Source organism: Phascolarctobacterium faecium DSM 14760 (assembly GCF_003269275.1).
Lineage (GTDB): Bacteria > Bacillota > Negativicutes > Acidaminococcales > Acidaminococcaceae > Phascolarctobacterium > Phascolarctobacterium faecium.
In genome coordinates, this window is record NZ_QLTS01000001.1 from 399,579 (window position 1) to 421,225 (window position 21,647).

General features: G+C 40.9%; 20 protein-coding genes. 5 read left to right on the plus strand and 15 right to left on the minus strand.

Translation table 11 applies throughout. From position 1 onward, the window contains the following. Positions 1-39: 39 nt before the first annotated feature. Positions 40-1,434 carry a sodium:solute symporter family protein gene (locus C8D73_RS01890; RefSeq protein WP_113077144.1) on the minus strand — a complete coding sequence of 465 codons (1,395 nt, stop codon included), beginning with the start codon at positions 1,432-1,434 and terminating at the stop codon, positions 40-42. A 364-nt stretch (positions 1,435-1,798) separates the two neighbouring features. Here C8D73_RS01890 and C8D73_RS01895 point away from each other — a divergent pair, with 364 nt between their 5' ends. The 3 genes from C8D73_RS01895 (at position 1,799) to C8D73_RS01905 (ending at position 5,762) form a co-directional block, all read left to right on the plus strand. After that, the gene (locus C8D73_RS01895) at positions 1,799-2,977 is read left to right on the plus strand and encodes an ABC transporter substrate-binding protein (protein WP_113077145.1); all 1,179 of its coding nucleotides are present in this window, start codon (positions 1,799-1,801) and stop codon (positions 2,975-2,977) included. A gap of 135 nt (positions 2,978-3,112) precedes the next feature. Beyond that, positions 3,113-4,252: an acyltransferase gene (locus C8D73_RS01900; RefSeq protein WP_113077146.1), complete on the plus strand. Its 1,140-nt coding sequence runs from the start codon at positions 3,113-3,115 to the stop codon at positions 4,250-4,252. A gap of 142 nt (positions 4,253-4,394) precedes the next feature. Next, positions 4,395-5,762, plus strand: coding sequence for a sodium-dependent transporter (locus C8D73_RS01905; protein ID WP_113077147.1), 1,368 nt, complete (start codon positions 4,395-4,397; stop codon positions 5,760-5,762). 140 nt (positions 5,763-5,902) lie between these two features. Here C8D73_RS01905 and secF read toward each other — a convergent pair whose 3' ends face one another. The 13 genes from secF to C8D73_RS01970 form a co-directional block, all read right to left on the minus strand. Continuing rightward, positions 5,903-6,778, minus strand: a complete 876-nt coding sequence (secF, locus tag C8D73_RS01910; protein WP_021717619.1) for a protein translocase subunit SecF — start codon at positions 6,776-6,778, stop codon at positions 5,903-5,905. Beyond that, positions 6,778-8,007 carry a protein translocase subunit SecD gene (secD, locus tag C8D73_RS01915; RefSeq protein WP_113077148.1) on the minus strand — a complete coding sequence of 410 codons (1,230 nt, stop codon included), beginning with the start codon at positions 8,005-8,007 and terminating at the stop codon, positions 6,778-6,780. Before secD ends, secF begins: the two co-directional genes overlap by 1 nt. Positions 8,008-8,054: 47 nt before the next feature. Beyond that, positions 8,055-8,615 (minus strand): 5-formyltetrahydrofolate cyclo-ligase, encoded by a 561-nt coding sequence (locus C8D73_RS01920; RefSeq protein WP_113077149.1) that lies wholly within the window; start codon positions 8,613-8,615, stop codon positions 8,055-8,057. Further along, positions 8,615-8,917, minus strand: a complete 303-nt coding sequence (gene yajC, locus C8D73_RS01925) for a preprotein translocase subunit YajC (RefSeq protein WP_021717616.1) — start codon at positions 8,915-8,917, stop codon at positions 8,615-8,617. The genes C8D73_RS01920 and yajC overlap by 1 nt, the downstream gene beginning before the upstream one ends. A gap of 68 nt (positions 8,918-8,985) precedes the next feature. Next, positions 8,986-10,098, minus strand: a complete 1,113-nt coding sequence (gene tgt, locus C8D73_RS01930; RefSeq protein WP_021717615.1) for a tRNA guanosine(34) transglycosylase Tgt — start codon at positions 10,096-10,098, stop codon at positions 8,986-8,988. 15 nt (positions 10,099-10,113) lie between these two features. After that, positions 10,114-11,142 (minus strand): tRNA preQ1(34) S-adenosylmethionine ribosyltransferase-isomerase QueA, encoded by a 1,029-nt coding sequence (gene queA / locus C8D73_RS01935; RefSeq protein ID WP_113077150.1) that lies wholly within the window; start codon positions 11,140-11,142, stop codon positions 10,114-10,116. Between the two features lie 14 nt (positions 11,143-11,156). Next, complete coding sequence (locus C8D73_RS01940) at positions 11,157-12,467, minus strand: SpoIID/LytB domain-containing protein (RefSeq protein ID WP_046430066.1); 1,311 nt, start codon at positions 12,465-12,467, stop codon at positions 11,157-11,159. 22 nt (positions 12,468-12,489) lie between these two features. Further along, entirely contained in the window at positions 12,490-13,038 is a 549-nt protein-coding gene (locus C8D73_RS01945) for an epoxyqueuosine reductase QueH (RefSeq protein WP_113077151.1), read from the minus strand. A 4-nt stretch (positions 13,039-13,042) separates the two neighbouring features. Then, complete coding sequence (ruvB, locus tag C8D73_RS01950) at positions 13,043-14,050, minus strand: Holliday junction branch migration DNA helicase RuvB (RefSeq protein ID WP_021717611.1); 1,008 nt, start codon at positions 14,048-14,050, stop codon at positions 13,043-13,045. After that, positions 14,050-14,658 (minus strand): Holliday junction branch migration protein RuvA, encoded by a 609-nt coding sequence (gene ruvA / locus C8D73_RS01955; protein ID WP_113077152.1) that lies wholly within the window; start codon positions 14,656-14,658, stop codon positions 14,050-14,052. Before ruvA ends, ruvB begins: the two co-directional genes overlap by 1 nt. After that, positions 14,659-15,153, minus strand: coding sequence for a crossover junction endodeoxyribonuclease RuvC (ruvC, locus tag C8D73_RS01960; RefSeq protein WP_113077153.1), 495 nt, complete (start codon positions 15,151-15,153; stop codon positions 14,659-14,661). A gap of 68 nt (positions 15,154-15,221) precedes the next feature. Further along, a complete protein-coding gene (locus tag C8D73_RS01965; RefSeq protein ID WP_021717608.1) occupies positions 15,222-15,962 on the minus strand; it encodes a YebC/PmpR family DNA-binding transcriptional regulator in 741 nt (246 codons plus the stop codon). 174 nt (positions 15,963-16,136) lie between these two features. Then, on the minus strand, positions 16,137-17,081 hold the full coding sequence (locus C8D73_RS01970; RefSeq protein WP_021717607.1) for a nitronate monooxygenase: 945 nt from the start codon (positions 17,079-17,081) through the stop codon (positions 16,137-16,139). A gap of 246 nt (positions 17,082-17,327) precedes the next feature. Here C8D73_RS01970 and ilvD point away from each other — a divergent pair, with 246 nt between their 5' ends. Continuing rightward, on the plus strand, positions 17,328-19,004 hold the full coding sequence (gene ilvD / locus C8D73_RS01975) for a dihydroxy-acid dehydratase (RefSeq protein WP_113077154.1): 1,677 nt from the start codon (positions 17,328-17,330) through the stop codon (positions 19,002-19,004). Positions 19,005-19,766: 762 nt separating this feature from the next. On the opposite strand, the gene trhA is transcribed toward ilvD, so the two are convergent. Then, on the minus strand, positions 19,767-20,405 hold the full coding sequence (trhA, locus tag C8D73_RS01985; RefSeq protein WP_021717605.1) for a PAQR family membrane homeostasis protein TrhA: 639 nt from the start codon (positions 20,403-20,405) through the stop codon (positions 19,767-19,769). Between the two features lie 361 nt (positions 20,406-20,766). On the opposite strand from trhA, the gene C8D73_RS01990 reads away from it, so the two are divergent. After that, positions 20,767-21,618: a pirin family protein gene (locus C8D73_RS01990; protein WP_113077366.1), complete on the plus strand. Its 852-nt coding sequence runs from the start codon at positions 20,767-20,769 to the stop codon at positions 21,616-21,618. The last annotated feature ends 29 nt before the right edge of the window (positions 21,619-21,647 follow it).

Below are 21,647 nucleotides of genomic sequence, written 5' to 3' on the forward strand. Positions count from 1 at the left end.
AAGCATCACCTGCCAATAGCGGCAAAGTGATGCTGAACATCAAACTCTCCTATCTTTATTTTTATATAAACTCCATAATACTCCCGGTACTAAAAACAACAAATTAAAAGCCAAGCTTGGGAATAAGGCATTTGCCGAATCCGGGAAAATAAACGGCCAAAGGCAGGCTACCATTATACCAGCAATCATTGCGGCAAAGCCAGCCTCTTTTTGCACTAAGCCTTTAAAAAACACAATAAATGTCAATGGTAAAAATATTCCTGCCCCCCGCAATGCCATTGACAAATAATTCCAATGCAAAACCAGTGAATCAAGATAATGAAAAACGAATATTACTGCGCCAAATGTAACTGCCAGCACTGAAAATCTACTAATCCACAATAATCTTTTTACATCGCGAAGACCGAATAAATCATTAAAAATATCTCGTGAAATCATCGTCCCAATTCCTAATGCAAGACCAGAAATAGAACCAAGCGAAGACAGCAGCAATGCTGCAATACCAATGCCCCCCAGCCATTCAGGCAAATATATACATAGATAAAACGGCAGTGCATCAATAGCGTTAATCTCCGGATGCATCGCGTGCATATACATACCTATCATCACTGACGGTAACCCGACAGGAATAACAATCAATGCAGCTGTGACACAGCCTGCTGCTGCCGTTGCACTATCCTTGGCCGAAAACAGAGCCTGTACATAGGTCTGTGTAGAAATAACCCCAATCACCATAGAAAATAAACTAAAAAGACTGTCTTCAATGCCCTTACCAAAAAGACTGAGCCATGGAAACGCAGGAAAACTTTCACGAATTCCCGTCAATCCTCCCAAATCATTATAAGAAAGAATGCCTCCTACAAAAACAGTTGCAAAAACCAGTAATATTTTAAAAATACCAGCCATTCCAGAACTGTTGATACCGCCAAAAAAAACCAGTGCCGCAACAATAACAATTATTATTGACGCAGCAGCCACCAGGCTTACATGAAAAAGGCCCACTATTAAATGTATTGACGTAAGCATGCTTGCAACAATACTGAAAAATATACCTGCCGTAGCCGATAAACTCGCTATCGGACCAGCTTTCTTCCCGAAGTTTACAACTAAAAACTCAGAAATCGTCATCAGACCGCTATTACGCAGCGGACGGGCATAAAACAGTCCCATGATGATAAACCCAATGCCAGATCCTAAAGTAAACCACCAAGCGGTTAGTCCCAGCTGAAAGCCTAACTGTGCTGTGCCTATGGTAGCAGCACCGCCAACAATAGTTCCTATAATACTGCCTGCGACCATACCAATCCCGGCACTGCGTCCACCTAAGGCATAGTCATCAGCAGATTTTATTTTACGACCGGCATATATACCTGGCAAAATCGTTAAAACCAGTGTTATAACTATACTCACAAGTTGTACTGTTGTTAACTGCATACCTTCCACACCCTTGTTAAAATATTGCTTTCATCTTTGAATATATATTGTTTTATAAATCTTAATTCGCTGTTAAATATTTAAATCCTGCCGTAAATCTGGTAATTCATTATACTATTCTGATATGGAAACTATACCTTTGTTTACACTTTTCTTCATTTTTTATGCTTTATCAAGTTTTTCTTGCTTTTTGCTTTTTTGCAAAGTACAATTATCTCATCGAATAGTATCAAGGTACTTTTATCGTACTGTTTTCCAGTACTGCAGCTTCGAGAAGTCAAAGCTTTTAATTCGACTTTTTCTCTCCAGTACAATACCTTGTTGTTCTTCGTAATTATTAATTTATTTATGAGGGGGATTTATCATGAAATTTACTAAGAAAAAACTGGCTCTTGCCATAGGCGGTGCCCTTATAACCATGTCAGTTTTAGTCAGCGGCTGCAGTACAGGCAGCGACAAGAAAGCAGACACTATTAAAATAGGCGTTGTTGCTGAGCTGACAGGTAATAACGCTACTTACGGAACATCCATTACAAATGGAATCAAACTTGCCGTACAGCAGCTAAATGATACCGGTGGTCTGCTTGGCAAAAAAATTGAACTGGTCGTTGCCGATAATAAATCTGAACCTGCAGAAGCTGCTAATGCAATGAGTAAACTGGTCAATCAGGATAAAGCTCCCGTTGTTATGGGATTATTTGCCAGTTCCAGTGCCATAGCTGCCTCTAACGTAAGTGAAGCCGCTAAGGTTCCTTTTCTTGCAGTTGGAGCCACTAATCCAAAAGTAACCTTAGATGAAAAAACAGGTAAGGTAAAACCAAATACCTTCAGAGTTTGCTTCATCGATCCGTTTCAGGGTACTGTCGGTGCTAATTTTATTTTAAATGAACTGAAGCTCCAAAAAGCTGCTGTTTACATTGATAACAGCAGTGACTATGCCAAAGGTCTGGCTGAATTTTTCAAAAAAGCTTATACAGAAAAAGGCGGTACAGTTGTCATTGAAGAATCATATCTGCAAAAAGATTCGGACTTTAAAGCTGTTTTGACAAAAATAGCTGCGGCAAAGCCTGAAGTAATTTATGTACCTGGTTATTATGAAGAAGTAGGTAAAATATGCAAGCAAGCCCGTGAACTAGGTATTACTGTTCCTATTATCGGCGGTGACGGCTGGGATAGTCCTAAATTAGTCGAAATAGCAGGTGCATCATCTCTTAACAATACCTATTTCACAAACCATTACAGCCCGGATTCTACCAATGAAGCTTCCAAAGCTTTCGTAGATACTTATGCTAAAACTTATAAGCAAAAACCTGACGCGCCCGCAGTGCTTGGCTATGATGGAGCCATGCTTTTAGCCGACAGCATCAAACGCGCAGGTGTCTATGAATCAGCAAAAGTAGCAGAAGCATTAGCTGCTACCAAAGATTTTCAGGCAGTAACAGGCAAAACCTCTTTAGACGCTTCCCACGATGCAGTAAAAAGTGCTGTTATAGTTGGATTTAAAGATGGCAAACAGGTTTACCGCGCAACAGTTAATCCTTAAACATTGTTTTATAACCTCCTAAAAACAGACTCTTACGAGTCTGTTTTTTTATTTGTTCATACTTTCCTTTGCCATCCCTGCAGGCTTAGAGTATAATATATAAATCAATAAATCTACTTTCAAAAGGAGTATCTTATGCCGGAACGCAATCAAATAATTGACGACCTGCGCGGTATCTGTATGCTTGGAGTCATCGGTATCCACGTTGGTTCTTTTGTCCTAGAAGCACCTTATCCCAATAGTTTCTTATATATGCTGCTGGAAATACTTTCACGCTATAGTGTTCCCGCATTCTTTTTTATCTCCGGTTATGGTTTATTCTGCCAATACCGACCAGAAACTACTATAGCTTATCTGCCTTTTTTAAAAAAACGGCTGCAAAGTGTCGGACTTCCCTATGTTATCTGGTCACTGTTTTATCTGCTTTACTTTTCTGCTGTTATGCCAGGATGTATAAACTGGCAGCCAGCAAATATCCTTTTCCTGCTCTTTTATGGTTTAGCCTGCTACCACTTATATTTTATGGTCATACTGCTATGGTTTTATTTTACTTTCCCATTATGGCATAAATTATTTTCTTTTTTCCAAAACAGCAGTCTTAAACTTGGTTTTATGCTGCTGTTCTTACTGCAGATCGTCTTCAACTACTGGACCTGTCATCCCAATCTTAAAAGTACTGACTTACCAGTATTTTTACAAAACCTTTTTAACTATCGTCTAAATTACCTGCCTCTGCATTATTTATTTATTTTTATGTCAGGCGGCCTGGCAGCAGTTTATTATAATACTTTTATAAAATTTATTATCAGACATTTCACAAAAGTAAGTGTCTTCTACATCTTTACGCTCTTGTTTATCGGGGGCAGTTATTACTATTATTATTTTTATCATAATTCCAGTCTGATCATTCTGGTAAACACTCTTCAGCAATTAAGTCTGCAGGGGTTCCTTTACACAATAGGTTCTCTGATTTTTTTCTGTGCAGTCTTTGCCAAAACAAGTCTTTCGAATCCTATCAGAAAGTTTATTCATCTCTTATCAGTAAACTCGCTTATTGTTTATCTTATCCATCCCTTTTGGATGGATATCATCAGCAGGCTTTGTCACGTTGGCGGAATTGTTATGACAAGCAAAAAAATTCTTTTGATCTACTGTCTTCTTGTCACTTTATCTGTACTCTCAAGTATTATCATAACTAAATTAGGAGGTAAACTTCCTTGGTTAGGTTTATTATTAACAGGAAAACGAACTACCTCTACAAAAAAAGCATCTTGAAAATTCAAGATGCTTTTTACTTTCATTTCATTCTAAGTTCACAAACAATTTACAAAAATCAGATTCTTTTGTATAATTGTTTTTACTATAATTATTATTTTATCATATGCTGTGTATGCAGAGTGAAAGGACTTTTATTACTATGGAACGTGAAAATTTCTCATCCCGACTTGGCTTTATCCTTATTTCTGCAGGCTGTGCTATCGGCCTTGGTAACGTATGGCGTTTTCCATTTATTACAGGCATGTACGGAGGCGCCTCTTTCGTACTTATCTATCTATTTTTCCTGCTCATTCTAGGATTGCCTATCATGGTAGCAGAATTTTCAGTAGGCCGTGCCAGCTGCCGTAGCGCTGCACTTTCATTTGATGTTTTAGAACCCAAAGGAACTAAATGGCACCTTTATAAATACGGAGCTATTGCCGGCAACTATATCCTGATGATGTTCTACACAACAGTTGCTGGTTGGATGCTGTATTATTTTTATAAAATGGCTGTTGGTGACTTCGCAGGGCTTGATGCTAATGGTGTAGGCGCTCTTTTTGGTAGCCTGCTTGGTGATCCGCTGACTATGACTTTCAATATGGTCCTGACAGTCCTGGTTTGTTTTGGTGTTTGTCTTTTAGGTTTACAGGCCGGTGTAGAAAAAATCACAAAAACAATGATGTTATGCCTGCTCATCCTCATGTTAGCCTTAGCTGCAAACTCCATGTTCTTACCAGGAGCGGAAGCTGGTCTTAAATATTACCTCTATCCTGATTTCAATAAAGTCTTTGAAAAAGGTGTTTCCGAAGTTATTTTCGCCGCTATGGGACAGGCTTTCTTTACACTCAGCCTTGGTATAGGTGCTCTGGCTATCTTCGGAAGCTATATTGCCAAAGAACGTTCTCTAACAGGCGAGGCAGTATTTATCACTATTTTGGATACAGCCGTAGCACTTATTTCAGGCTTGATCATTTTTCCAGCCTGCTTTAGTTTTGGTGTTAATCCGGACAGCGGACCTAACCTCCTTTTTGTAACTTTACCTAACGTTTTTAACGCAATGCCATGGGGTCAATTTTGGGGAGCATTATTCTTCCTCTTCATGATATTTGCCTCTTATTCTACTGTTATTGCAGTCTTTGAAAATATAACTGCCTGCATCCGCGATCTTACTGGCTGGAGCCGCAGTAAAACTATTTATATCAATATAGTGCTGATAACAATGCTTTCTATGCCCTGTATACTTGGTTTCAATGTCTGGAGCCATATCCAGCCGTTAGGTCCTGGAAGCTGTATCCTTGATTTAGAAGATTTCTTTATCAGCAACAATCTACTGCCATTAGGCAGCCTCGTTTATCTGCTATTTTGCACACAGCGTTATGGCTGGGGCTGGAACAATTTTATCAAAGAAGCTGATACCGGCAACGGTCTTAAATTTCCTAAATGGATGCGGTTTTATGTCACTTATATTTTGCCTCTGATCGTTCTTGGAATTTTTATCAACGGTTATTTCGCTCTATTTAAATAGCCGCTTCAAAAAACGAAATCTATTTCTGAGTACTATCAAGCATTTTTATGAAAAAAGATCTCATTTTTGTATCAGTACAATACTATTCACAGATAAATGAAAAATCCCCTGTGCTTTGCACAGGGGATTTTATTTACTCATCAAATGCCAATTTTCTTATTTTTCAAGAACATCCACATCGGACCAGCCAGAAAAATCGAAGTATAGGCACCACTGGCAAAACCTACCAGCATAGCGAAAGAAAAATTATGTATAGTCTCTCCGCCAAAAAGGAAGATTGACACTATAGCAAACAATGATGTTGCCACAGTATAAATTGTCCTCGTCATACACTGCCAAATGCTGTTATCGACCATCTCGCCCAGGCTTTCACTGCGTCGATGTATTTTCAGATTTTCACGAATACGGTCAAAAATAACGATCGTACCGTTAACAGAATAACCGACTACCGTCAGCAGTGCTGCAACAAACGAAGAATCCATTTCCATTTGGAACAATGAGAAATAACTCAATACTACCAAAACATCAATAATAAGTGCTATAATTGCCGCTATTGCAAATTTAAACTCAAACCTAAAGGTAATATAAGCAATCATCAATACCCAGGAAAGAACTATTGCCATAGCCGCCTGCTGTACCAGTTCTGAACCGATTGTAGCGCCAACCTGCTCAACACGCTGTATCTGATAATTGCCAAGCTTGCTTTGCAGATCATTCATCGTAGCTCTTAATTCAGTATCCTCCACAACACCAGTACGAATCAATACACTGTTGGCTTCAGTTTTGCCATCACTGTTTTCCAGTTGGATGATACTATTGCCCATATCATGTTCTTTCAGGACATCCCGAACCTGTGCCACATTGACTGGATTTTCAAAAGTCAAATCAACAATACTGCCGCCTGTAAAATCAATTCCAAGATTGAAACCACGGGTAACAATAGAACCAAAGCCGATCAACAGAAAAATAATGGTGATGGAAAAGAAAATTTTATAATTCTTTACGATCGAAAACATTATTTATTCACCTCCTTCGGAGCAGAAACGCCAAAGAAAGCGGGATTTTTAGTGAAATTGCTTGAAATCAAAAAGCGCAGCAAAAATTTAGTCACAGTAATAGCCGAGAACATACTCAAAATAACACCAATAGCCAATGTTACTGCAAAGCCTTTAATCGGTCCAGTACCAAGATAGAAAAGAATAACGGCAGCCATTAAAGTCGTTACGTTAGAGTCAAAAATAGTTACAAACGCACGATTAAATCCTGCATCCATTGCTGAACGTAAAGTTTTACCATTGCGAATTTCTTCTTTAAATCGTTCAAAAATCAAGACATTAGCATCTACTGCCATGCCAATAGACAGGATGATACCAGCTATACCAGGCAGAGTCAGCGTCGCATTCAGATACCGCATCACTAAAAGCAGCATCATTACATAAAGCAGTAATGCAATACAAGCTACAATACCTGACAAACGGTAAAACAGAATCATAAATACAAAAACACCGATAACACCGATTCCAAAAGCTTTAATACTTTTTTCTTTAGAATCCTGACCTAATGTAGGTCCAACAGTCCGGTTTTCCATAACCTCAATTTTCACAGGCAAAGAACCACTACGCAGTAAAATAGCCAAATGCTCAGCCTCTTCCATAGTACGTGATCCTGAGATTTGAGCTCTGCCGCCAGTTATAGCTTCCTGTACTACAGGATTGGTAAGCACTTCACCATCTAACACAATAGCAATCGGTTTACCTATGTTACGTGCGGTAAGATCAGCAAGCTTTTTGCCGCCTTCATCACTGAACTCCAAACCGACAACAGACTGGTTGCCCTGAGAAATTTGCGCTTTAGCATCCTTTAAGTCTTTACCTGTCAGAACAGTTTTCCCGCTGACATCTTTAAATTCCAAAAGTGCGGTACGTCCGAGCATCGCAATCGCTTTATCAGGATCTTTAACTCCAGGAAGCTCAACAATAATACGATCCTTACCCTGACGCTGTATAACCGGTTCAGTCAATCCAAGTTCATTGACACGGCGTTCAATAATTTTCACTGAACGATTAACTGCATCATCATCAACCTTTAACTCAGGTGTATCAACAGCCTGAAGCACAACATGTGTACCACCCTGCAGATCAAGTCCCTGTTTAATGGAATTTGACAAAGGCGAAATATAAACACAGAAACCCCCGATTATCGCCAACGAGATAATCAAGAATTTGCCTAATTCATTCCATCTCAAAATTAGCTGCCCCCTTTAGTAAGTTCATCAAAACTTTTATAAACAAGCTACTCACAAAGAGTAACGTTTGTTTCAGTAACCAGATACTGCACCGGTTTATCATAATAATCTACTGGTATTTTACTGCATAACAGGGCATTATAAGTCACACCCATCAGCACAGCTTTATCAACCTGTGCCAAGAAGCGGTCATAATAACCTGCACCCATGCCTATTCGGTTGCCATTTTTAGCAAACCCAACTCCAGGCACCAATACCAAAGCTATTTCATGTGGATTTATCACAACATCTGTACCACTAACACTGCGGATTCCGTAACGGTCAAGTGATAACTGACCAAAACCTTCAAACCGCACCGCACAAATCTCTGTTTCTGAAATTATCTGCGGAACACAAACCGTTTTACCAGCGAGTCTAGCCTGCTCTAAAACAATGTCTATATTCGGTTCGTTTCCGAATGCCAGATAACCAAAAATGACGTCAGCATGACGATATTGTGGCGAAAGCATAATATTTGCACAGATTTTTTTGCTCCAGCGGTCAACCTGATCCCTAGAAAGCTGATTGCGCAAAGATTTTAACTCCTTGCGCAATTGTTGTTTCTTCATTATTTTTCTGCCATTTCCTGCTTAACGGGATCTTGAAAAGCACTGATAGCGGAACGTGCAAAATCAACTTCCACGTCTTCAGCCAGCTTTAAGGTAACCTTTTTTTCACTGATAGCGGTAATCACACCAAACATACCGCCAATAGTCACTACTTTATCGCCTTTTTTCAAAGAATCAAGCATTCTCTGACGTTTTTGTTGTTCTTGTTTCTGAGGACGATACAGCATAAAATAAAAGATACCGCCCATTAAGATAAACGGCCAGATCGCATTGATCATCGCCATAGTATCTCCACCTTGCATGGGAACACCTCCTTCATAATTCTCCCCTATCTGGGATTATATTCGCCATAAAAACGAAAAATCCTGTTTTAGCCTCGATAATTTTCTAAAAATCTTTCGCGCAGCTCAGGGAAAGTATCACTGGCAATAGCAGAACGAATCTGCTTTGTAAAATCAAGCAGAAAATGTAGATTGTGAATCGTAAGCAGCCTCAGAGCAAACAACTCTTCTGCCTTAAACAGATGCCTGATATAGGCCCGTGAAAAATTACGGCAAGTATAACAGCCGCAGCGTTCATCAATAGGACGAAAATCCTCAGCATATGCTGCATTCCGTACAACCAGCCGTCCTTCTGGGATCATTGCTGTACCGTTACGCGCTACCCTTGTTGGAAATACACAGTCAAACATATCGACACCCAGGTTTACTGCCTCTACTATACAGTCTGGGGTTCCAACTCCCATTAGATAACGGGCTTTATTCTTTGGCATATGCTCAGTTGTTTGGTTTAAAATGTCATACATCAGCGGCTTAGGTTCACCAACACTCAGTCCACCGATTCCATAACCAGCAAAATCCATTTCCGTCAGCTGATCAGCACTCATTTTTCGAAGTTCCGGATACATTCCACCCTGAACAATGCCAAACATAGATTGGTCTTCACGGGTATGTATATCTAAACAGCGTTTGGCCCAACGCGTAGTTCTCAGAGTTGATTCTTTTGCATAATCAAAATCAGCCGGATAAGGAATGCATTCATCAAAAGCCATTGCGATATCGGCGCCTAATGCTTCCTGTACTTCTGTGGCTATCTCTGGCGACAGAAATTTTTTTGAACCGTCAATATGCGACCTGAATGTCACACCTTCTTCTTTGATTTTTCTCATGGCTCCCAAACTGAAAACCTGAAATCCACCGCTGTCTGTCAGCATCCCCCGGTCATAACGCATAAAATTATGCAAACCTCCGGCTTTCTTGACCAATTCGTGGCCAGGCCGTAAAAACAAATGATAAGTGTTAGACAAAATAACCTGACTGCCCATAGCATATAATTCTTCTGGCGCTAATGTTTTTACGGTCGCCTGTGTTCCAACAGGCATAAACATCGGCGTATCAAAAGTTCCGTGCGGAGTATGTAATTTACCTAATCGCGCGCCGCTCCGACTGCACTCTTTTATTAATTCATATGTAACTGCGTGCATAAATTCTCCTAAAAATTATTTATTCAAATCAGTAATAAACATAGCATCACCAAAAGAAAAGAAACGATAATGTTCGCGTACAGCTTCAGCATAAGTCGACAGCATAATCTCACGTGTTGACAGGGCTGATACCAACATCAAAAGCGTGCTCTGCGGCAAATGAAAATTAGTTATCAATGAATTTACCAGTCGAAAGCGATATCCAGGATAAATAAAGATATTTGTCCAGTTCCCGCCAGCTTTAATCACACCACTTTCACCCGCAGCTTCTAAAGTACGTACCGCAGTAGTTCCTACAGCAACGATACGCCGACCTTCAGCTTTAGCCTTATTAATAGCTTCAGCCGCTTCAGGTGAAACAGAGTAAAACTCTCTGTGCATCACATGATCTTTGATGTCATCAACACTGACAGGGCGAAAAGTGCCAAGACCAACATGCAGTGTTACAAAAACCTCTTCGCAGCCAATATCCCTAATCTTTTGCAAAAGTTCTTTGGTAAAATGCAATCCGGCAGTTGGTGCTGCAGCACTGCCATTCTCTCTTGAATAGACTGTTTGATAACGTTCCTTATCTTCCAGTGGTGCCGTAATATACGGAGGCAGCGGCGTTTCACCCAAACGATCCAAAATCTCTTCGAATACGCCATTATAATAAAAACGCGCTATTCTTCCGCCAAAATCCGTATCAGCAATAATATCACAGGACAACTCATCACTAAATTTTATTTTTGCCCCAACGCGCAGTTTGCGACCAGGTTTAACCAAAACTTCCCAATCCGTACTGTTTAAACGAGTCAGCAAAAATACCTCAACTCTTGCACCAGTATCCTTCACGCCATGCAGACGTGCCGGAATAACACGTGTATCATTAAAAACCAGTAAATCATCATGCCGCAAATATTCACATAAATCATAAAAATATCTGTGTTCTATTGCTCCCGTATTTTTATCTAAAACAAGCAATCTTGAGTGATCGCGCGGTTCCAACGGATACTGCGCAATCAATTCCTGCGGCAATTCATAAGTAAAATCTTTTACCTGCATCTTAATCTCCGGTTTCAGTAAATTTTTTCAACCCTGGTATCTGTATAATAATGAGTTAAAATTTCTTTATAATAGTCCCTGCTGCGTGGCGGCGCACTATTTGCCATCCCACGTGCTCCCCACTGGGAAAGCCCCAGTCCGGACCCCTGCCCACGGCCTTTAAAAGTTACCATCTCACCTTTTTCACCGCTGACAAAATGCAGATCCTTTAAAATATCTTTAAAACTAATACTACGTTCGCTGACTTTTATCGGGACTTCCTTCCTGCCAATTTCTATTCCATAAGGATTTTCAATAGGAATCTCAATAGAATTTGGTACAGGACGGTTGACTTCCACTTCAAAAAAAGTACTGTTGAGCCCTAATATTTCCTGCACCTGCTGTCCTGTAAAAAGAAATGTCCCGCCGCTGCCGCTGAATAGCATTTCCTGCACCCGTCCGCTGGCAGTGCGATCATTTCCAAACATTTTGCTACTGCCTTCCAGCGGTGATAAACGTATGCTTTCAAGTTTGCCGACAGCATATCCACGCGTCGATAAACGTCGTTCGATCTCACTTGCAGGCAAAGCTTTTTCCCAGTTATACATAGGTGCATCCCAGTCGTAATCCTTCACACTGCGCAGATAAGGTACATATCTACCCCACACATCGCGGCTGTTTTCCGTCTGCCCGCCACCACTTTGGTGATAAACAGCTTCAATTGGCTGCCCGTTATAAGTGACTACCATTCCCGCTGTGACATCGACCAGTTTATTAATAGCCTGCTTTTCTGTTGTCAGTCCATAATAATCCTGCCCTTCTTCACTGGCTTTCAGATCATAACCTAAACGACTGCGGTTTCCAAGCCTGTTATAAGCCAGCGACCTTGCTGCTACAGCCTGGGCCTTAATTGCCTCATCAGGGAAAATCACAGGTATTTCTTCGCCCACAACACTATATAAATACTGCTCTAACGGCAGTACATTGACCACATCTAAAGTCTTTCCGTCAGCGGAAATACGTACCTCAAAGCTGCCACGGTAAGCTTTTTTATTTACTTCAATGGGCTTGCCATTTTCTTTTACCACAAAACGTAACGTTTTGGCGCCAAACTTCTGCGCACCCAAATTGACAGTACCACCCTCAGCATTTACAAAATACCTATCCGGTTTCAAAACCATTTCCTCTCCGGTATCCGGTACTCTTACCATCAGTTCATCCTCACAGCTAAGCTCAGCTGCAAACTGACCATGTACGACAGCAACAGCAATATCAGGCGATGAAGCCATTACTATGCCACAATTGATACAGAATACCCACGCGACAAGCAGCAGCAGTTTTTTCATGAGGACGCCCCCTTCTCTAAAACTAGTCTAACTTTACCTTAGGCTTCTTCTCATAACGGTCCCTTTCACTGAATACGCAGCCACAGTATGGCTGACGATATAACTCCAGCTCTAGGCTTATATCAACACCACGCTGATAACCTTTGCGAAAATCCTCATAGTAAAACGGGATATCAAATTCCTTCCCAGCTTCTTCAGCCATTTGTATGATCAGTTCATGCTTCTGATACGGACTGACTAATAAAGTCGTTGAGAAAGCATCATAACCATTTTCTTTGGCATACTGAGCTGCATAACGCATCCGCACTCTGTAGCAGTAAGCGCAGCGTATTACAGGTTCATCCAGCATCCCTTGCACACAAGTTTCCAGAGGGTAGCTTTTATCTACAATCAGCTTATAACGTTTTTTCTCGCATAACTCTCGTAAAGCATTTAATCGCCGTTTAAATTCCTTATATGGATGGATATTTGGATTAAAATACAAAATATCAAAAGCCTTGCCGTCAACCAACAGCTTCTCTGCAGGATAGCATGCACAAGGTCCGCAGCAGGCGTGCAATAGCAGTTTCATCACATCATCCCTTTTCCGGGAAAGGCACTCCCAAATAACGATACGTTTCACGTGTGGCAATCCGCCCCCGCGGTGTACGCTGAAGCAGCCCCAATTGCATAAGATATGGCTCAATTACATCCTCAATAGTATCTGTTTCCTCACTTACTGCAGCCGCAATGGTTTCAATACCAACAGGTCCACCGCAAAATGTTTTAACAATCGTTTGAAGAATGCGTCGATCATTGCGGTCAAGGCCATAACGATCAACCTCTAAGCGTGCTAAAGCTTCATCTGCCATTTGTCCAGTAATAACCGCAGCACCTGACACCTGTGCAAAATCGCGCACGCGCTTTAACAAACGATTCGCTACACGCGGAGTTCCGCGACTGCGACGTGCAATTTCCTCTGCTCCGTCAGCAGCGATCTCAACACCTAAAATCTCAGCAGCACGTGTAATAATAAACTGTAATTCATCAGGCTTATAAAATTCCAACCGGCACTGTACACCAAACCGATCACGTAAAGGAGCCGCAATGGCTCCTAAACGTGTCGTAGCACCAATAAGCGTAAATTTTGGCAAATCTAACCGCACGCTGCGCGCACTCGGGCCTTTACCGATAATGATATCCAAAGCATAATCTTCCATTGCTGAGTACAAGATTTCTTCCACTGTTTTGGATAAGCGGTGAATCTCGTCAATAAAAAGCACGTCATTATCACCTAAATTAGTCAAAATCGCTGCCAGATCACCCTGTCGTTCAATAGCAGGTCCTGACGTAACACGAATATTAACATTCAATTCATTGGCAATAATATTTGCTAATGTGGTTTTCCCCAGACCAGGCGGCCCAAATAAAAGCACATGATCTAGCGCTTCTTTCCTGTCGGCAGCAGCCTTGATGAATACTTCCATATTCTGTTTTACCTGATTCTGCCCGATATATTCGGCCAGGCGGCGAGGACGCAGGCTGTATTGCCATACATCGGCGTCCTGCTCCTGTCCGGTAATAATTCTTTCTTCCGGCTGCATTATTTCCTCCCGGCAAACAATTTGAGAGCCTGCTTAATAATTACCTCACTGCTAAGTTCTGCATAATTCGGAATCTGTTTTAAAGCAGGCATGATTTCCGAATTAGAGTATCCTAAAGCACACAATGCTTCAATAGCTTCATCCACAGCAGCACTACCGCCGCCAAATGCAGTATCGGCAAAACCGCTGTCGCTGTCACCGCCTATACCGCCTACTTTATCTTTTAATTCTAAAAGTAACCGTTCAGCGGTCTTTTTACCAATCCCTGGCAACTTTGTTAAAACCTTAAGGTCACGGCTTTGCACTGCCAGATAAAAATCATCCGGCTTAACGGCAGACAAAATGCCTAATGCAACCTTAGGACCAACACCGCTGACCCCAAGAAGAAGTAAAAATAAATTATAGTATTCCTGATTCAGAAAGCCAAACAGTAAAATAGCATCCTCGCGCACAGCCATATAAGTGTGCACTCTAGCTTCCATTCCTACAGCAAGTTGTCCCAAATGAGCCGCAGGCATAAAGACCCTGTAGCCAACACCGCTGTTAGTTTCCAACAAACAATATTCATTTGCCAGATAGGCCACCTTTCCTTTAATTGATCCAATCATTTACTTCAACTCCTGCCATCGTCTTGTCGCTGCCGTATGCAATCCGCAAATCGCCACTGCCAAAGCATCAGCGACATCGTCTGGTTTAGGTTTTGTACGAATATTCAAGAGCTTCTGCACCATAAAAGTCACCTGCTCTTTGTTAGCGCCGCCATAACCTACAACAGCCTGCTTGATCTGCATCGGTGTAAATTCCGTGATCTGGATACCGCGGTTAGCTGCTGTCAAAAGTGCCACACCGCGAGCCTGACCAACGCTTATTGCTGTCGTTACATTGCGGTTAAAAAACAATTGTTCCACACTCATCACATCCGGACGATATTCATCCAATAAGACGCTCAGTTCATCGTAGATTTTTTTCAACCTGAGTTCAGGCAGCATATCCTTATCCGTAAACACAGCTCCATAATGGATAGGAGTCAGTTTATTCCCTACCATTTCCACCAGGCCAAAGCCGCAGATAGCAGTACCAGGGTCAATTCCAATTGCCAGCATCTCTTCGTGCTCCCTCCTGATTATGATAGAAAGCAGGCAGGCCTTGGTGAGCCTGCCTGTCGCACAATTTATTCTTCGTCTTCTTCCGGCAGGTCTGCGTTTGTATAAACATCCTGCACATCGTCTAAGTCCTCCAATGCCTCAAGCATTTTCCTGACTTTAACAACGTCTTCGTCAGACAGTTCTGCCATTGTGTCAGGGAGCATTGCGATCTCAGACATCATGACTTCGATATTATTATCAGCAAGAGCTTTTTCAACAGCATCAAAATCCTCAGGCTCGGTAACTATCTCAAAACCTTCTTCCTCAGCTTTAACATCTTCAGCACCTGCCTCTAACGCTATCAACATCAAATCATCTTCCGTATAGCCGGCTTCACTGTCGATACTAAAAACGCCTTTGCGTTTGAACATCCAATTTACACAACCAGTCTCGCCCATGTTCCCACCGTATTTAGAAAATACGTGACGAACATCGGCAGCAGTACGGTTACGGTTATCAGTCAAAGTGCTTACCATTACAGCAACACCAGCAGGACCATAACCTTCGTAAGTAATTTCCTCATAATTAGAAGCATCTGCAGCACCCTGCCCTTTTTGGATAGCGCGCTGAATGTTATCTTTAGGAACATTATTGGCCTTAGCTTTTGATAAAGCCAATTTCAATTTCATATTGCCGGTAGGGTCAGGGCCACCCATTCTTACCGCAATCGTAATCTCGCGGCCGATTTTGGTAGTAATCTGACCGCGTGCTGCGTCAGCTTTACCCTTTTTGTGTTTGATGTTTGCCCATTTCGAATGTCCGGACATTGTCATATTCCCCCTAAATCTTTAAACCTTACAAATCGCAAGATATTTTTACCATAATATTATACTATAGAGCCATTATTTATTCAAACTATTTTCGATGCCACTATTTAACATTAAGATATATAAAACGCAGCCGAAGTCATCCCCGGCTGCGTTTTCAATTAATCACTATGCTTACAGCACAATATTTTTCGCATTAGCTAAAGTATCTCTTGCTTCAGCTATCAATCTTTCCATCACTTCAGCACAAGGCAGAATGTCGTTTAAAACGTTCAGACTTTGCCCTACTAAAACAGCTCCGTGGACAATATCGCCTTCCACCGCACCTAAACGGTTAGTTCCCGTAGCAAAATCGTTTAATTCCTGCTGCGGCGCACCGCTGCATTCTTTTTCTAAATATTCTTTGGTAAACTCATTTTTCAGGCAACGCACAGCATTATTGCGCGAAAAACCAGTTACAGCAGAATCAGTATCAGTAGCCTTAATAATGGCTTCTTTAGCTTTAGGATGGGTAGGACATTCGTCCGTCAGAATAAAACGTGATCCCATCTGTACACCGTCAGCCCCCATCATAAGCGCTGCCGCAATTCCACGTCCATCTGAAATACCACCTGCTACCAAAACCGGTACTTTTTTGATTAGCGGCAGTACGTTTGTCATTAAAGCCATAGTAGTTTGCTGACCTATATGCCCGCCACCCTCCATACCTTCGATGACCATGGCATCAACACCTGCTTCTTCAACACGCTTTGCCAATTTGACACTTGGAACTACAGGAATAACTTTAATTTCTGCAGCATGAAATTTTTCGATATGAGGAACAGGATTGCCAGCGCCCAAAGTTACAAAGGCAACTTTTTCTTCACAAACCACATCAATAATCTCTGCAATATTAGGAGCCATCAGCATGATATTGACGCCGAAAGGTTTAGCGGTCAAATCTTTGGCTTTTCGGATTTCATCGCGGGTCCACTCTACAGTGCGGCCACCTGTAGCAATAATACCAGCGCCGCCGGCATTGGAAACAGCAGCTGCCAGATTTGCATCTGAAGTCCAGGCCATGCCACCCTGAATGATAGGATACTTGATTCCTAAAAGCTCAGTGATCTTTGTTTTCATATATCACACCTCTTAACTTAAATTTTATTATGTAAACCTGTTGCTTTTATATTATATAATAATCTTCTGTTCCTTGGCTACCTAAAAAGTCCCTTATCCTGTAAAAAAACGGTGAAATCATAGCTTACACAATTATCTGTTAAATTGACATTTTTCGTAAAATACCGTAAAATTTTTTTAATATCCTTATACTTGGATAGACAGACAGATAAAAGAGACATTTAAGGGAAAGAGGTTATTAAAATTATGCGTAGTGAAGAAGTAAAGCTTGGTTCAACCAGAGCAGCTCACCGCTCTTTATTTTATGCGATGGGTTACACCGAAGAAGACTTAAAAAAACCGCTTATCGGCGTAGTTAACGCCCAAAACGAAATAATCCCCGGACATATGCACCTCGACCAGATTGCCAAAGCTGTTAAACATGGTATTTTAGCTGCTGGCGGAACTCCGATCGAATTCCCTGCAATCGGTATCTGCGATGGCATTGCCATGGGCCATAACGGTATGAAATATCCTCTCGCCAGCCGCGAACTTGTAGCCGACAGTATTGAAGCTGTAGCTAACGGTCACGCGTTCGACGGTCTTGTACTCATTCCTAACTGTGATAAAATCGTGCCGGGTATGCTTATGGCAGCCGCACGTCTTAATATTCCCGCAATCGTTGTCAGCGGCGGGCCTATGCTTCCCGGACGTCTTAACGGAACCGACATCAGTGTTTCCACTGTTTTTGAAGCCGCCGGTCGTTTTGAAGCAGGAAAAATCGACAAAACAGAACTCAGCATCATCGAACATGCCGCATGCCCAGGCTGCGGCAGCTGTTCTGGTCTGTTCACTGCTAACACTATGAACTGCCTTACTGAAGTACTTGGTATGGGCTTACCCGGTAACGGTACTATACCAGCAGCTTACCAGGGTGCCCGTATCGCTCTTGCCAAACATGCAGGTGCTAAAATCATGGACCTTGTTGCTCAAAACCTGTGTCCGCGTGATATTATGACAATGGACGCTTTCGAAAATGCCATAACTGTTGATATGGCAATCGGAGGTTCTTCCAATACTGCCTTACATTTACCCGCGATTGCCCACGAAGCAGACTTAGAATTACCATTAGAATTATTTGATGAAATAAGCAAAAAAACTCCTTATCTGACTAAACTTAGCCCTGGTGGCAGCCATCATATCATTGACCTTAATGAAGCTGGCGGAATCAATGCCGTGATGCATGAACTCAGTAAACTCAACCTGATTCATAAGGAAGCAAAATCAGTAACAGGTCAGACTATGGGCGAAAATTTTATTGATGCTGTTATCACCCGTCCTGATGTTATTCACAGCGTTGAGAATCCTTATCGCAAAACAGGCGGCATTGCTGTACTCAAAGGCAATATCGCCCCCGACTGCAGCGTAGTCAAAGAAAGTGCCGTCGCCGAAGAAATGCTTGTACATTCTGGCCCTGCTAAAGTCTACGATTCAGAAGATGAAGCTATTGCGGCAATCTGCGGTAAACAAATAGAAAAAGGAGATGTCGTAGTCATTCGTTATGAGGGACCCAAAGGCGGACCAGGTATGCGCGAAATGCTCAATCCCACATCAGTACTGGCCGGTATGGGACTTGATAAAGATGTGGCGCTCCTTACGGATGGGCGTTTTTCCGGTGCAACCCGCGGGGCCTGCATCGGTCATATTTCCCCTGAAGCACGTGAAGGCGGTAATATTGCACTTATACAAAACGGTGATATCATCGAAATCGATATTCCCAACCGCACACTTAATGTTAAAGTTTCTAACGAAGAACTGTCCAGACGTCGTGAAGCGTGGATATGCCCGCCTCCTAAAGTAACCAGCGGTTACTTAGCTCGCTATGCAGCCTTGGTTTCTTCAGCAGCAACAGGCGCTGTACTTAAAGTCCCTGATCAAAAATAAAATTTATATAGTAAAAATATCAATAAACCCCTGTCGTTTTAAAACGACAGGGGTTTATTGATATTTTTTTAGTTATTCCTAAACCGACATTTCTTCTTAAAATTATACAGTGCTTTCTTATTACATATGCTCAGTTATTTAATAACTATCTGGCAATTCAAACATTTCATATATCATTAACTCTATTACTTCCACCATCGTAAAATCTCCCTATTCTACAATAATAACAGAAAGAAGATGATAGTTATGGACACTTTAACCTTTAATAGCAACACTTATAGCGGTACCTACACTACTGGTAATAACGGAGTTCCATGCACATTTACGGTGGTGGTTGGAACACTGTCGCCTACTGTAGGCGACAATTTGACGTTAGCTAGAATAAATAATCGAAATGTTTATATTCAAGATAGCGCAAACAACAACCAGTACATTGTAACCCTTGCCTAAATTCCTCTGTATTATAAAATAAAAAGAATACCATATGGTATTCTTTTTATTTTACTTTTGATTCTCATCCGAATTATTTTTATCACTATAAATTCTAAAGGCACTACGAAATACCAGAAAGAAACATAATAAAAGCGTTACTATATCCCCGCTGTCAGAGATATTGAAATTTAAACGCCGTAACACGAAAATATAAAGAAAAATTACAAAAATTATAGTATAATCCTGCTGCTTCATTATCTTCACCCCAATATATTATACCCCGCTGATTTTATTATACCATCTCCTGATATTAGTGCTGTATTTTATTATTTACAAAATAAAATACAGCACAAAAAAATAATGCAAAACACTGCCAGTCATCACAAATAAATGCCATACTGAATGCATAAATTTATGTTTTTTATCAGCATAGAAAAAAATTCCTATTGTATAAGCTAATCCACCACTTACTAACAACATTAGACCATCTGCAGGCAACATTTTCCACAAATACGGCAAAGCAATAATAACAGACCATCCCATAAGCACATACATCAGCAACGACAGTTTTTCCCACCTGCTGAGACTTATCGCATTGAGAGTGATCCCTACAACTGTCAGCAGTAAATTTATCCCCAATAACTTCCAACCTAACTCAGGCGGTAATAAAACAATACAAATAGGTACATAACTACCTAAAATCAAAAGAAAAATCGAACAATGATCAAGCACCTGAAAAATCTTTTTCGCGGTACTGTTTGTTATAGCATGATATATTGTAGACATCAGATAAAGAAAAATCAGGCAAAAACCATATATCGCCGCACTGACAATACCGCTGACACTGCTGTTATAGGATGCATAAACGATCAAAACAACAGTACCAAGAACAGCCAACAGTGCGCCGATGCCATGTGAAACGGCATTAGCTATTTCCTCACCTAAAGACTGCCTGTTTAAACTGCTCATATAATCAACCTCCAGTCTTACGTAGTAAATTATAGCACTATCCGTTAAAAAAAGTGTGACAATAAAGTTAACCTCTTACTTTATTTTCAAAATATTTTCTAAAAGTAACTATTATCAACATTTTCCAAAATATAATCGAAACAATTAGTAAAAAGCATTTTAGATTCGATATAAGGAGTAATAACGCTTCTAAACAAGCCATTCCCTCTAAAAACAATTATTTTAAACTTTTTTTCAAGTTTTTTAGCATTGCTTAATTCATATTTCTTTAATATGATTAATTCAGAAAGTAAAATTAAACTTCAAGAAAATCATTGGAATTCTTATGAAGCTATTTTTTTACAAGAAAGGACTGATTTTTATGACTACAAGAAAAATAAAAAAATTAACTACAGGACAACGTACAATTGATGGCGCAGGCGTACATCTGGTCCGTGTACTTGGCCACGATACAGTAATGGACTATGACCCGTTTTTAATGCTGGATTCTTTTGACTCACATAATCCTACCGACTACATTAAGGGTTTTCCAATCCATCCTCATAGAGGTATTGAAACTATTTCTTATCTTGTTCAAGGCGAAATGACACACCAGGATAGTTTAGGCAATAAAGGAACAATCAGCAGCGGCGAAAGCCAATGGATGACTGCCGGCAGTGGTATCATGCACCAGGAAATGCCCCAGGCCAGCAAACATATGCTTGGCGTACAGCTTTGGCTGAACCTGCCCCAAAAAGAAAAAATGACTGATCCAACCTATTTTGACATTACCGGAAATATGATAGGCAGTAAAAAAACAGATAATGCTATAATACATGTGCTTGCAGGTGAATATGACTCTATAAAAGGTGTTGAACCACCTCATATCAAGGCAACTATCTATGATGTAGAACTACAGGCAGGCAAGTCAATCACACTGCCAACTAAAACTGAGGATAATGTTTTTATCTTTTTGATTGAAGGCAATGCTATAATAGACGGCACCAATATTCCAGAAAAAACTGCAGTGCTCTTTAGTGAGGGCGATGAAATATCTGTCAGTTCTGAATCAGATAAACAATTACGTTTTATGTTCTGTTCTGCTAAGCCTTTAAAAGAACCTGTATCTTGGGGTGGACCAATTGTGATGAATACGCGCGAAGAGCTAAATGAGGCTTTTAAAGAACTTGACAAAGGAACTTTTATCAAACATAATGCAGCCCATCTTGATTAATCAGTAATACTATCCAAGAGCTGTTAAAT